Origin of the sequence: Sporolactobacillus sp. STSJ-5 (genome assembly GCF_024385605.1) — a bacterium.
In the GTDB taxonomy this organism is placed as follows: Bacteria; Bacillota; Bacilli; order Bacillales; family Sporolactobacillaceae; genus Sporolactobacillus.
The window spans coordinates 60,917-74,197 of record NZ_JANFOJ010000007.1 but is presented as its reverse complement, the minus strand read 5'-3'; the positions used below and the strand labels follow the sequence as shown (position 1 = coordinate 74,197).

At 43.0% G+C, this 13,281-nt stretch carries 17 protein-coding genes; 3 read left to right on the top strand and 14 right to left on the bottom strand.

Features of this window, described 5'->3' with window-relative positions; translation table 11 throughout:
* Positions 1–115 precede the first annotated feature (115 nt).
* The 13 genes from NOM01_RS08585 to NOM01_RS08525 all read right to left on the bottom strand — a co-directional run bounded on the left by NOM01_RS08585 (position 116) and on the right by NOM01_RS08525 (position 10,634).
* Complete coding sequence (locus NOM01_RS08585) at positions 116–439, bottom strand: hypothetical protein (protein WP_255748048.1); 324 nt, start codon at positions 437–439, stop codon at positions 116–118.
* 63 nt (positions 440–502) lie between these two features.
* Positions 503–1,105 carry an SMC-Scp complex subunit ScpB gene (gene scpB, locus NOM01_RS08580; RefSeq protein ID WP_255748046.1) on the bottom strand — a complete coding sequence of 201 codons (603 nt, stop codon included), beginning with the start codon at positions 1,103–1,105 and terminating at the stop codon, positions 503–505.
* Complete coding sequence (locus NOM01_RS08575; protein WP_255748044.1) at positions 1,068–1,856, bottom strand: segregation/condensation protein A; 789 nt, start codon at positions 1,854–1,856, stop codon at positions 1,068–1,070. Before NOM01_RS08575 ends, scpB begins: the two co-directional genes overlap by 38 nt.
* A gap of 173 nt (positions 1,857–2,029) precedes the next feature.
* Positions 2,030–2,407 (bottom strand): GNAT family N-acetyltransferase, encoded by a 378-nt coding sequence (locus tag NOM01_RS08570; RefSeq protein ID WP_255748042.1) that lies wholly within the window; start codon positions 2,405–2,407, stop codon positions 2,030–2,032.
* A 165-nt stretch (positions 2,408–2,572) separates the two neighbouring features.
* Positions 2,573–3,895 (bottom strand): diaminopimelate decarboxylase, encoded by a 1,323-nt coding sequence (gene lysA / locus NOM01_RS08565; RefSeq protein ID WP_255748040.1) that lies wholly within the window; start codon positions 3,893–3,895, stop codon positions 2,573–2,575.
* Between the two features lie 192 nt (positions 3,896–4,087).
* A complete protein-coding gene (locus tag NOM01_RS08560; RefSeq protein ID WP_304654828.1) occupies positions 4,088–5,578 on the bottom strand; it encodes a spore germination protein in 1,491 nt (496 codons plus the stop codon).
* A gap of 29 nt (positions 5,579–5,607) precedes the next feature.
* Positions 5,608–5,958, bottom strand: a complete 351-nt coding sequence (gene spoVAE, locus NOM01_RS08555; protein WP_255748038.1) for a stage V sporulation protein AE — start codon at positions 5,956–5,958, stop codon at positions 5,608–5,610.
* Positions 5,955–6,974 carry a stage V sporulation protein AD gene (gene spoVAD, locus NOM01_RS08550; protein WP_255748036.1) on the bottom strand — a complete coding sequence of 340 codons (1,020 nt, stop codon included), beginning with the start codon at positions 6,972–6,974 and terminating at the stop codon, positions 5,955–5,957. Before spoVAD ends, spoVAE begins: the two co-directional genes overlap by 4 nt.
* A 14-nt stretch (positions 6,975–6,988) precedes the next feature.
* Positions 6,989–7,438, bottom strand: a complete 450-nt coding sequence (gene spoVAC, locus NOM01_RS08545) for a stage V sporulation protein AC (protein ID WP_255748034.1) — start codon at positions 7,436–7,438, stop codon at positions 6,989–6,991.
* 262 nt (positions 7,439–7,700) lie between these two features.
* Entirely contained in the window at positions 7,701–8,459 is a 759-nt protein-coding gene (gene sigF / locus NOM01_RS08540; protein ID WP_255748033.1) for an RNA polymerase sporulation sigma factor SigF, read from the bottom strand.
* Positions 8,460–8,471: 12 nt separating this feature from the next.
* A complete protein-coding gene (gene spoIIAB, locus NOM01_RS08535) occupies positions 8,472–8,912 on the bottom strand; it encodes an anti-sigma F factor (RefSeq protein ID WP_255748032.1) in 441 nt (146 codons plus the stop codon).
* Positions 8,913–9,263: an anti-sigma F factor antagonist gene (gene spoIIAA / locus NOM01_RS08530; protein ID WP_253062812.1), complete on the bottom strand. Its 351-nt coding sequence runs from the start codon at positions 9,261–9,263 to the stop codon at positions 8,913–8,915.
* A gap of 198 nt (positions 9,264–9,461) precedes the next feature.
* Positions 9,462–10,634 (bottom strand): D-alanyl-D-alanine carboxypeptidase family protein, encoded by a 1,173-nt coding sequence (locus NOM01_RS08525; protein ID WP_255748028.1) that lies wholly within the window; start codon positions 10,632–10,634, stop codon positions 9,462–9,464.
* 242 nt (positions 10,635–10,876) lie between these two features.
* Between NOM01_RS08525 and NOM01_RS08520 the strand changes: the two genes are divergently transcribed.
* The 3 genes from NOM01_RS08520 to NOM01_RS08510 are packed head-to-tail and all read left to right on the top strand — an operon-like array spanning position 10,877 to position 12,342.
* Positions 10,877–11,272 carry a DUF5937 family protein gene (locus NOM01_RS08520; protein WP_255748180.1) on the top strand — a complete coding sequence of 132 codons (396 nt, stop codon included), beginning with the start codon at positions 10,877–10,879 and terminating at the stop codon, positions 11,270–11,272.
* Positions 11,250–11,669, top strand: a complete 420-nt coding sequence (locus tag NOM01_RS08515; RefSeq protein ID WP_255748027.1) for a hypothetical protein — start codon at positions 11,250–11,252, stop codon at positions 11,667–11,669. Before NOM01_RS08520 ends, NOM01_RS08515 begins: the two co-directional genes overlap by 23 nt.
* Complete coding sequence (locus NOM01_RS08510; protein ID WP_304654834.1) at positions 11,605–12,342, top strand: ABC transporter permease; 738 nt, start codon at positions 11,605–11,607, stop codon at positions 12,340–12,342. Before NOM01_RS08515 ends, NOM01_RS08510 begins: the two co-directional genes overlap by 65 nt.
* A 101-nt stretch (positions 12,343–12,443) precedes the next feature.
* On the opposite strand, the gene NOM01_RS08505 is transcribed toward NOM01_RS08510, so the two are convergent.
* On the bottom strand, positions 12,444–13,253 hold the full coding sequence (locus NOM01_RS08505) for a purine-nucleoside phosphorylase (protein ID WP_255748025.1): 810 nt from the start codon (positions 13,251–13,253) through the stop codon (positions 12,444–12,446).
* Between the last annotated feature and the right edge of the window lie 28 nt (positions 13,254–13,281).

Here is a 13,281-nt window from a genome sequence, read left to right as displayed (position 1 = left end):
GGCAAAGAGAGCCTGGCCAGATTGATTGTTGTATTAATCACTTGTTCCCGGATTTTTTTGGACACCCTTGGTAACAAGTTATGCCGGGACAAGCAGAATATGAATTTTTATTCGTTCAACTATAAAACTTCACAACCTGGAAAATGATAAACCATAGGATGAGACATGCACCTGAAAAGACACACCAAAAGACTGTGGTCCTCCGTGGCCAAGCAGTGGAAATCAAAAGCAGGAACAATGGAAGAACTGCAAAAAGTGAAAGAAATAAAACTTCAAGCAGAGAATGAAAAAGAAGTGATAAAAAACTTCCGTGGATCATAGTCACTGCTGTCAATGCAGGAACAGCAACAAGTACCGGTGCAAACAAGGCGAAAACGATAATCTGTCCGCGATTTTCTTCAACAAATGGATGCCAATAGTTTTTTAAGCGTCCATACATCATTGACGACCTCCCTAAATAAGCCGACTGTTGAGAACATGGGTGTTAAAAATCCGGGCTTTTTTACAATTCTTTAATCGTTTCTTTATAATGATCATAGAATAAATCATAGGCGTCAATCTGCTCATTCTGGTGCTTCATCATTTCAGAAAGAGGCGGAAGTTCACTTAAATCATGCAGGCCGAAATAATCGAGAAAAACTGGAGTAATACCATAAAGAATCGCACGGCCACTGCCCTCTGCCCTTCCAACTTCTTTGATAAGTCCTTTGACTACCAACGTCTGCAGTGCCCGTTCGGATTTAACACCGCGTATTTCTTCGATATCTATACGCGATACCGGTTGTTTGTATGCAACAATTGCGACCGTTTCAAGTGCTGCCTGAGAAAGCGGTGCAGTTTTCGGTATGGCTGCAAATAATTCCGTATAGTTCGCCATAAATGGTTTTGTCGTCAGACGATAGCCATTCGGCTGATCTATGATCATCAATCCGCTTGCTTCATTTGCTTCATAATCTTTTTTCATTTGTTCTACGTGATTCATTATTTCTTGAATGGTGCATTCTGGAAGTACCTTATTTATTTGTTCGATCAAACACCCTTCTTCTCCTGTCAGATAAAGAAGTCCCTCAATAATCGAACGGATTTTCGCTGGCTTCAAAGTCATCTGCTCCTTCTCCGAGATTAATCAATATATCATCGAAATTCTCACTCTGCATGCACGTAACGGCGTTCATCTTCATCAGTTCAAGCAGAGCAAGAAAAGTAACGATAAGGTGCGTCCGATCTGGATAAGAGAAAATGGATTGGAAGGATAAACCGTGATCCGATGCTTTTAATTTCTGCAAAACCAAATTCATCTGCTGACCAATCGGCAATACCTGACGGTCAATTTTTGTGTTCAGCGGCTGCTCCAGCTTTTTCTTCAGCATTAAACGTCGAAACGCACGAAGCATATCATGCACCGTTGCTCTTCCCGTCAGCGGTATTGTCGTTAAATCATTATTCTCATAGCGAGTAAGGTCAGACGGCGGTTTAGCAAACAGCTGCAGACGTTCCTTCTCACTATCTTTTAAAGTTTCCGCAGCTTCCTTAAAGCGACGATAATCGAGAAGCTGCTGCATAAGTGTTTCACGTGTCATTTCCGGATCCTCATAGGAATCACCATCTTCATCATTTGACAGCTCGGGCTTTGGCAGCAGCATCCTGCTCTTCATTGCAATTAATGTTGCTGCCATCAGCAAGTACTCACTGGCAATATTCAATTCAAGTTTTTGCATATGATGAATAAAATCCAAATACTGATCCGTGATCTCAGCGACTGGTATATCATAGATATCAATTTCGAGTTTTTTAATCAGATGCAGAAGCAAATCAAGAGGGCCTTCGAAAGCATCGATTTTCACCTTGTATTCCAAGCCTTATCCCCCTGATCCCAAACTTAATGCCATAATCATAGCACAGAACATGTATTCCGTGAATTCTTCTTTGGCTTTGTTAAACGATTGTGTTGTCTGTCACTAGATAATCATTCATTCGTGAAAAGCCAAGCTTATAACATTAGTGCTGCAGGCAAAAAAAAGAAACCAGTTTATGAATTGGTTTCCTTTTCATTACCTTCTTCAAAGCATTTGTCAAAATATGACTTGATGGCCTGAGAAGGGGTCAATTGAACGTGTTCACCAATCATTTTACCCAGCGCCAGGATCATTTTCTTGCCAACGCCTTCTGCACGGTAAGATGGATTGACACTAATATGCTCAACAACTGCTTCTTGGTCGGAAATCATCTGAATTCCAATCACGCCCAGTATGTCTTCATCATCTTTCCATAAGAACAACTGCCAGCTCTCTTCATCTTCATAACGTTTAATGGTTTGCAGCAGCAGCTTTATCTCTTTCTCAGACGGGACAAAAGACAGCAGACCCATGGCTATCTTTTCATAACTCTTCTTATAGCGAATCAGCATTTTGAACCCCTCATAACTATGAGATAACGAAATCTTCACAAAATCTTTAGGAACTTTGTTCACTTTTTATATTATAACCAAAAGAATAGACCTGTGCATCAATTCGATGGAACAAGCAAGAAAAAGGCGTGTAATACGCCACTGATTCCATTCTTTTATTCGCAGTCACTTGTTTCGCGATAAATCTTTGAGTGCAATATCCTGACGAATTAAGTCCTCATACGTTTCTCGGCGTACAACCAGCGAAGCTTCCCCGTCTTCGACGAATACAACTGCAGGATTTGAAATACGATTATAATGACTGGCCATGGAATAACCATATGCCCCTGTTGAAAACACGGCAATGAGATCGCCGCTTGTACATGACTCCGGCAAAAATGCCTCCTTAATCAGAACGTCACCGGACTCGCAGCATTTCCCTGCGAGGGCAACCTGGCTTTGAGCAGCTTCAGAGGCTTTATTTGCACAGATTGCATGATACTGTGCTTGATAGAGTGATGGCCTAATATTGTCCGACATGCCTCCGTCAACAGCCAAATACTTGCGTATACCGGGAATGTCTTTCGATGAACCCACTGTATACAGCGTGGTACCTGCTTCACCGACAATCGAACGTCCGGGCTCAACCCATAGCGACGGCATTGATAAATTATGTTCAGCGCATTCTTTCTCCGCGGTAGTCACAATGGTATCGATATAGCGCTCAATGGGCAGAGGACGATCGCCATCCGTATAATGGATACCAAACCCGCCGCCGACATTGAGTACCTGAAGCTGGAAGGCAAAATTTTTCGTCCATTCACTAACATGCTGCATCATTATTTTGATCGCACCAGCAAATCCGTCCGTTTCAAAAATCTGAGAACCTATATGAGAATGGATGCCTATCAGATTAAGATGCGGCGATTGAAGTGCTTGTTTCACCGCTCGCTCTGCCATTCCATTATCCAAATTAAATCCAAATTTTGAGTCGTCCTGACCCGTCATGATGAATTCATGTGTATGTGCCTCTACGCCCGGCGTAACGCGGAGCAAGATATCCATCTCTTGATTGCGATCTGCGCACATTTTTTCAAGAAGATCTAATTCAAAAAAATTATCTACAATAACGGCACCGATTTTTGCGTCTAAAGCCATAGTTAGTTCCGCATACGATTTGTTGTTTCCATGAAAGTGAATCCTCTTCGGATTCATGCCTGCCTTCAATGCAGTAAACAGTTCTCCGCCAGATACGACATCCAAAGAAAGACCCTGTTCATCAATCAGTTGAATCATAGCGATCGATGAAAATGCCTTGCTGGCATAGGCAATCTGCCAACTTAAGCCGGCATGCCGTGCAAATGCTTGCTTAAATTCATTTATCTTATTTTTAATCAATGCCGTATCATAGACATAGAGCGGTGTACCGTATTCTTTGGCAAGCACGGTCGTATCGATACCGCCTATGCATAAATGTCCCCGGCCATTAATCGCCTGTGTTCCGAACACTGAATTACCTCCCCCATCGAAAGACAAATCCTCGATCAGCCTGAAGATTCCCCATCTATCAGTTTTAACTATAACAATAAGTTTATGACTGCGCTGCAACGTGCCACATTCAACTCATCAGCGCTGTTTCAAAAAAAGAATACGTTCAAAATTTTAGTGCTAGTGTATCATGATTTACTTGAGAAGACAAGATTACTTCGTCTTGCCTTTAGCTGGTTGGCGATATTTATCAAGAGGACGCACAATGCTCGGACGCACAACCGATGTTGGGAGTGCACGGCGAATCATAATATTATATAGCCCCGTTGGATTGAATGGAATAAACGGCCAAAGATACGGCGTATTCAAATTTATGACATGCGACAAATAAATGATGATCAGCGTCGTAGCGATCATAAACCCTGGTATGTGAAATAGTCCTACAGACAAGATTAAGAAGATTCGAACCATTTTATTTGCTAATTGAAGTTCATAACTAGGTGTTGCAAATCCGCCTATTGCGGCCACACATGTGTAGAGAATGACCTCATTGACAAAAATTCCGGCTTCGATTGCAATTTGCCCAACCAGCACAGCTGCAATGAGTCCAAGCGCTGTGGATAACGAGGTTGGTGTATGAATGGCAGCTAGACGCAATGTTTCAATACCCACTTCAGCAATTAAGATTTGAAGCAGTAACGGGACATTGAAGTCCTTATTATTTGGACCAATAAAATTGAGAAAATCAGGCAGCAAATGGTCCTCAACAAGCAGAAGCCATAATGGAACAAGAAAAACAGACGCCAAAATCGCCATAAAACGGAACCAGCGAAGCAATGCGCCTGAAGCGGTGACTTGGCGATATTCTTCCGCATGCTGCACATGGTGAAAGAGCGTCGTCGGCAAAATCATAACACTTGGTGATGTATCGGTAATGATCACCACATGACCTTCAAGCAAATGTACAGCAGCCACATCTGGGCGACCGGTATAACGAACAAGAGGAAACGGATTCCATCCTTGTTTTAAAATAAATTCTTCAAGCGCGTTATCTGCCATCGGTATACCATCTACGTTTATAGCTTTTAACTCTTTTCTAATCGTTTTAATCAATCCTGGATTCGCCACGTCTTTCAAATAGCAAAGGCACACATCAGTTTTTGAGCGCACACCGATTTGTGTTAGTTCACAACGAAAACGAGGATCCCTGATACGTCTTCTGATCAAGCCGGAATTTTCAATAATATTTTCTGTGAATCCATCCTTAGAACCGCGTACAACCTTTTCCACGTCAGGCTCTTGCGGCTGCCTTCCGGGGTAGTGACGCAAATCAATACATAATGCTTTTGTTTCACCATCAATAAACACAACTATTCGTCCGGTCAGCATTTTGTCTACAGCATCATTAATTGTATTGATTTCTTCGACCTGCTGGTGGACAAGATGCTGCTTGATTTCCTTAAACACATCAACATTTTTTGTGTTTTCATTGGAGAAACGCATAAATTCGCGCATCATCACAACGAGAATGCTGGAATCCACTAAGCTGTTTGTATAATATATTCGGCATTCACGACCAAGCAACCTGATTTCTCTTAAACCAATATCAAAATTATGTGGTCCGAAATCAAGAGTTTTCTGCATGGTATCCGCATTTTCAGAAATTTTCTCATCAATTGGCAACTGTTGTTTTTGATTTTCCATAATTATGACTCCTCCATAATGCTTGCTGATCAACCCTTTGGTTTAAAAAACAAAGCGATCAAAAAACCAAATAAAATCGCCGATGTTATACCAGCCGAAGTCAGCTTGAAAATCCCCATTGCAATACCGAGATAGCCATGTTCATGACCCTCCGACATGGCGCCGTGCAGCAGTGAATGACCGAAACTGGTAATGGGAACTGTAGCTCCTGCACCAGCAAATTCAATTAAATGGTCATAAATACCGAATACATCGAGCAATGCGCCTAAAACGACAAAAGTTGCGACAACGTGAGCCGGTGTCAATTTGAAGACATCCATTAAGATTTGTCCGACGACACAAATAGCACCGCCGACTAGAAATGCATACACAAAAATCACAGTTGTTCCTCCTTTGCTGATTCAAGCAAGACTGCATGTGCAATGCATGGAATCGTTTCTTTCTCTTTCGGGGTCGAACTATTGAGCAGTGCACCTGTTGCAACAACAAGAACGCGCCTCAATGATCCCTCAGCAAGCCGATTGCACAAATAACCATAAGTAACCACGGCAGAGCAAGCACAACCACTTCCCCCGGCATTTACCGGTTGATCCGATGTATAAACCATCGTTCCGCAATCTTGATGAACATTCGTGATATCCAAACCCTTTTCAAGAAGAATCTCATCAAGAATCGGAGACCCGACACTGGAAAGATCACCGGTAACGATCATGTCATAATCCTCAGGGCTGCGACCTGTGTCCTGAAAATGATTCCAAATAGTATCTGCAGCAGCCGGTGCCATTGCAGTACCAAGATTGCTCGCGTCGTCAATGCCCCAGTCAATTACTCTTCCTATTGTCGCTTCTCGGACCCTTACTTTTCCAGGTTCTTTGGTAACAATCGCTGCACCTGCGCCAGTTACAGTAAAGGTTTGTGTCAATTTTGTCGGGCCGCCATATTCTGTGGGATAACGAAATTGCCGCTCCGCAGTTGCATTATGGCTGCTGACCGCGCACAAAACATGATCTGCGAAGCCACTATCGACAAGTTGTGCGCTTGTCGCTAACGTTTCCATTGACGTGGAGCAAGCTCCAAACATACCGAGAAAGGGAATTCGGTTCTCGCGGGCTATAAAATTTGACGTCACACTTTGATCCATTAGATCACCTGCTAAAAACAAATCGATATCACCTTCTGCTTTTCCGGCCTTCGCCAAGCAAAAAGAAATTGCTCGTCGCATGAGCGCTCGTTCCGACTTTGCCCATGTTTTTTCACCGCAATCCAAATGTTCGTACTCCTTATCAAAGTTCCCTGATAATGGTCCCCTTGCCTCTAAGGGACCTACAGCTGTTCCTGTAGCTGCTAAATAAATCGGATGATTAAATCTCCATGTCTGTTTTTTTACCTTACTCACTTCACCACTCCTCCTTAGAACGCATGTTCAATGAACAACCGAATGATGCCAAGCACCGCTGCTGACACAACACCGAATACAATAACTTCTCCTGCAAGTTGAAACAGATTCGTTGCAATTCCAAGTACCACGCCTTCACTTTTATGCTCCAATGCACTACTTGTAATTGAATTGGCAAAACCGGTAACAGGTACGATCGTTCCCGCACCTGCGAACCTTGCAATCTTGTCGTAAACCCCGAATCCGGTCATAAGCGCCGCTATTAGTATGAGTGTCGCCACTGTCGGGTTTCCTGCTGTCTGTTTTGAGAAGTGGAAAAAATACATATAAAAGGTTTGTATTCCTTGACCGATTATGCAAATAATTCCGCCAACCAAAAAGGCCTTTAAACAATTCATAAAATACGGTATTTTAGGCTGATAGGCCTTGACGTTTTCTTTATAGTTCTTGGGATCATTCAACATAAGAAGATACTCCCTCCAAATTTGTGCTGAAGGTTAGTATTTGCCAAGTTCGGGAAATTATGCTTAAATGCAGGCTTAATTGAATTGGTGATGGAGATGAAAAAAACTATCCTTTAACGAAGCCATAAAAATTAATTAATGACAAGCAATGTAAGAAAATTGGTTTTCTCCATGTCTTGTTGCAAATGAAGGAACTGCCGCGTTTGCCTGACCGTTTATGGTGAATTCCGCTTATCATTGTACAAAAAAGCCAGATGACCGTTTACTCGGCCATCTGGCTTTTGATCTCTTCAAGAATTTTCTTTTCAAGTCGCGACACTTGTACCTGTGAAATACCAAGCCGTTGCGCAACCTCTGTTTGCGTTTGATCCTTAAAATAACGCAGATACACAATCAGTTTTTCACGATCATTCAGCTGTTCCACTGCCTCTCGAACAACCAGTTTGTCAAACCACTTCCCACTGTCATTGTCCGAAATTTGATCCAGAATAGTGATTGGATCGCCATCGTTTTCAAAAACAGTTTCATGAATTGACGACGGTGCGCGAATCGCTTCTTGAGACAGAACAATGTCTTCAGGCGACAGCTCCATCGCTTCGGCGAGTTCTCCAATTGTCGGATTTCTGCCTAATTGTTTTGATAACATGTCCTTTTTTTTCCGAACTTTAATACCTGTTTCCTTCAATGAGCGGCTGACTTTAACCGCACCGTCATCGCGTATAAAGCGCTGAATCTCGCCGATGATCATCGGCACGGCATAGGTAGAGAACCGAACATCATAGGAAAGGTCGAATTTATCAACAGATTTAAGCAATCCGATACAGCCAATCTGGAAGAGGTCATCTGGTTCGTATCCTCGATTAATAAAGCGCTGAACTACCGACCAAACAAGACGCATGTTCTTCTGAACAAGGCGGTCGCGTGCTTCATGATCACCTGCTTGACTCTGCTTTATCAATCGCTTTACTTCATCATCATCCAGCAACGGTTCTTTCGACGCTGTTTTGCGATCAAGCTCCATGTGCATGTCTCCCTACTTGCATACCGCTCGGTTTCGGGCGATTTCCTTGGTCATGATGATCGTCGTTCCCTTTCCTTCCTCCGTTTCAATCGTGACGTGATCCATAAAGTTTTCCATGATTGTGAAACCCATCCCTGATCGTTCAAGCTCAGGTTTAGTCGTGAAAAGCGGTTGCTTTGCCTGTTCAACATTTTTTATGCCCACACCGTCATCATGAATGTTTACGGTCACAACTCCATCTTCAAGTGAAGCATTGATCATCACCTTGCCCACGCCACTATTTTCATAGCCATGAATAATACAATTCGTTACCGCTTCGGAGACAACCGTTTTTATTTCTGTCAATTCATCAAGTGTCGGATCCAATTGAGCAACGAATGCAGCCACCGTCACTCGAGCAAATGATTCATTTTCACTGACTGCTGAGAACGTTAATGTCATCTCGTTTCTCATTCAGGCCACCCCCAGAGTGTGAAGCGCATAGTCTTCATCCGTTTCCAGACGGATAATTTTAAACATGCCACTTAACTCAAATAAGCGTCGTACAGCTGGAGAAATGGAACAAACGACCATTTCTCCCCCGAGTCCGGAAATTCTCTTGTAGCGGCCAAGAATCACGCCAAGACCTGAACTATCCATAAAACTGAGTCTGCCAAGGTTCAACAAAATATGATGAACCGGTTCATCGTCCATGACATGGTTTACCTTTTCTCTCAACTCATCTGCGGTATGATGATCAAGTTCACCCTCAAGCCGGATACACAGCACGCCGTACTTTACTTCCAAATCCATTTTTAAACTCAATGCTGCTTCCTCCCTCCCTGAACGGAAATTGTATCTTTTCCAAGTTCATTCCGATCCTTTACGATCGACTCATCATCGAATCTTGATGACTTATGATACTACTTTCTCTCTTTTTCTCTTTGACTCCTGCCTGCCGACAGAACTAGTGCAAATTCAACAAAACAAGATCATCATTGTCACGAATCAAGCTACATTTCGTCAATGTGTCATAATAGTGCCGGCGCTTCTCTTAAATAACTGCCACCACGATGCACGCTTCACATTGTCCTTGACCATTAGAGGTGTTTGGGAAATCACTTTGCCCTTCTTTTTCACAATAAAATGTCCGACAACAGTGCCTGATTTTAATGGTGCCTGAAGTGATTTATCTATTTTCACTGATTTCTTCAGCCCCTTGGTACTTTCTCCTTTTTTCAAAAGCAGAACAGCCGGATGCTGCGTTACGATCGGAACTTGTGCATGGTCGCCTTTATTCACTTTCGCCATCGCTACCGTTTTATTTTGATCTAACAATGGTTTCGTTACGTAAGCAGCAAAGGCATGATCCATTAAACCTGCAATTTCTTTATTTCGCTCCTTAGGTGACGGTGCGCCCATAACCACTGCTACAACACGCATACCGTTCCGCTTTGCTGTTGCCGTCAGACAATATTTTGCTTGATTCGTGAAGCCGGTTTTTAAGCCATCTGCACCAGGATACGTTTTAATCAATTTATTCGTATTTACAAGCCAGAATTTCTTATCTGTATTCTCTCTCAAGTAATCTTCATATTTTGATGTGTAGTGAAGCACTTGAGGATACATTAAAAGCGCCCGCGCCATCACCGCCATATCATGAGCGGTTGTGTAATGATTGTCGGTTGGAAGACCGGTAGGGTTAACAAAATGTGTGTGTGTCATCCCAAGCTTCTTTGCTTCCTTGTTCATTTGGGCCACAAATGCTTTCTCAGAACCTGAGATATGCTCTGCCATCGCAACTGATGCATCATTTGCGGAGGCAATACAAATTGCTCTCAGCATTTCGTCCACCGTCATAGATTCACCAGGTTCAAGAAAAACTTGAGATCCCCCCATAGACGCCGCGTGCTCACTCACATTCACCTTATCTTTCAATGAAATTTGATGGTTTTCCAGCGCCTTGAAAATTAGGAGAAGCGTCATTACCTTCGTCATACTCGCGGGCGGAAGCTCTTTATTTTCGTTTTGTTTAAATAGAATCTTCCCCGTATCCTGCTCGATAACGATTGCTGATTTAAGTTTGCCAGTCTCCGTATCTGCGTTTCCCTTCGTTTTGGCAAATGCCGATGCCGACGGAACGAAAGTCGCAAAAAGGAGCGTGGCACAAGCCATCCACATAGAAAATGCCTTCATGAAAAAACCTCCTCACTATGATCCTTATCATTCTGTCCACGAGCAATTCTTTTATACGGATCAATAGAGAAATTCCAAGCATTTTGAGAGCGATTACTACATGAATCATTGATTTTTTATTGACAGGTTACTAGGCGATCTCTATAATACTTAATAATTTTGCAAAATTAACTATTTGATTCGCCGATTAGCAAATCAAACATAGTGGGAGCATGGCCATGTTCGCGCACCTTGAATAATGGATCAGAAAACATGTTCAGGCTGTTTATTCGCCCTACCGTGAATTACTGACCAGCCTGCATGTCTTGAACAAACCGCAGCACCATCTTGATCGCCTTGAATGGGCAAATCGCACCCGGCAATCACTATCAGCCGAGATGCTTAATACTCTATCATTTTTTGGAAACGTGACGGATGATTGGATGTTTATTATGGATTGTGAACAGGCGTTTGGATTCGAAAATCGCTATGTGGAAGATTCGATTGAACAATGGAACCATATTGATTGCGAGGCGTTTACTTCATTTATTTTAGGTACGCGTCACAAACTTGATCACGCTCATTTAAACCCTGAAGAGCGCGAAATTCTTCGCCGTCCGAAAAAAATATCAGAAAATGTTCTATCACTTTCTTCATGACTATCACACGATGGTTTTCGCGCGCGAGCTCTATCATATTGAACCTTGGATGATTCGCTCGGTGAACCAGTTTAACGAAAAGGTGCAAAAAGATCCGAACGGAGCATTACGCTCGGTTCATCCACGATTGATTGTCGGCGATCAATCGGTCCAATTTCTCAAAGCGAGGGCATACACGCGCTATTATGAGGATTTGAAATCAATAACAATTATTCCATCGACATTTATCGCACCGCATCTATTAATTGACGTTGACACGCCTGATCTTTTTATAGCAAAGCAGTTGTTTGTTCCCTCTTCGGGTATAGAGGACGGCGTCCCAACAGATTTGACTGAGAAGCTTCCTATGGCCGATCATTCAGTTCATCAATGCTTACTTCGCATTCAAACCGTTTAATCTTGGACAAAACAGCCCGCTTTCTCGGTTTGTTCCAGTTGAAAAGCTCGGACTCTTTTTAATAACCGGCTGCCTCGCCTATATCTACTTCTGGAGCCTTGTACAATCAGCATGGATGATGGGCTATGAACGTCAGCAAGGAACTTTGGAACTGATCCTGCTCACCCCTGCCTCTCGAACATTGGTGATGTTCAGCCGTGCCGCCGCAAATTTAGTAGAAGCTGTATGGATGTTTTCAATTTTTGCCATACTTACCATTCTGTTTATGGGCGGACTCCATGTCGCACATTGGTGGCTCCTTCCGTTCGCTGTCATGGTGCTTCTCCTATCGGCTATTGTTTGGGGCGGATTTTTAAATACAATTTTTCTCTTTTCACGCGACGCTGGCTTTCTCTATACTATTTTTGAGGCGCCAATGGAATTTTTCTCCGGTGTGCGCATGCCACTCATGGCATTTCCAATTTGGGCAAAAGTAATCTCCTTTCTTTTCCCATTAACCTTTGTCTTGAATATTCTTCGTGCCATTGTGATGGAAGGGAAGACATTGGGCAGCATATGTAACCCCTTAATCGAATTAGCCAGCATCTTGATTGTGCTGACAGCTGCCTCATTTATTCTCGTTCGTTACGCGGAAAAACACGCAAAGGACACCGGCAATCTGACAATGTTTTAAATGCATGGTGTTCATATGGCAATTGACTAACTTAAAGTTCGAATAAATAAAAAAAAGAACCGAATTTTTTCCGGTTCTTTTTCTGTTTATTGAAATTGATTTCAGATTGAACGAATAATTGACTTAATCAGAGCTGTAAAATCTGATTTAACTCGATCAGCCGTCTCAATCACTTCTTTATGAGAAAGCGGCTGATCCAGTATACCGCACGCCATATTGGTTATGCATGAAATGCCGAGCACATCCAGCCGTAGGTGGCTGGCAGCAATCACTTCAGGAACCGTTGACATACCTACCGCGTCCGCCCCCATTACGCGCATCATTCGTATCTCAGCAGGTGTTTCATATTGAGGCCCATGAGTAGCCAAATAAACGCCTTTTTGAACTTGAATGCTGAGTGTTTCAGCTGCTCTCTCAGCCTTTTGAATGAGATCCGGGCTGTACGCGTGTGACATGTCGGGAAAACGTGGTCCTATTTCGTCATCATTTGGTCCAATAAGCGGACTATCGCCGAGCATGTTGATATGATCGGTGATCAACATCAAATCCCCTGGAGCAAAATCCGTATTGATTCCCCCGCAAGCATTGGTCACAATTAACTTTTCAATACCCATCGCCTGCATGACATAAACAGGAAAAGCGACTTGTACAAGCGAATAGCCCTCATAATGATGATACCTTCCTTGCATCGCAACAACCGTCTTTCCCTCAAGCTCGCCGATGACAAATTGGCCTTTATGCCCTTTAACCGTAGACTCGGGAAAATGAGGGAGGGATCGATAAGGAATCTGTACTGCATTTGTTAGTTCGTCGGCTAGATCACCGAGTCCGGATCCAAGAATTAATCCGATCTCCGGCCTTCGTGCAGTCTGCTTCCTGAGTTTTTCCATTACTTCTTCAATCGGTTTCATATTTTATCGCTCCAGTCGTTATGTACGA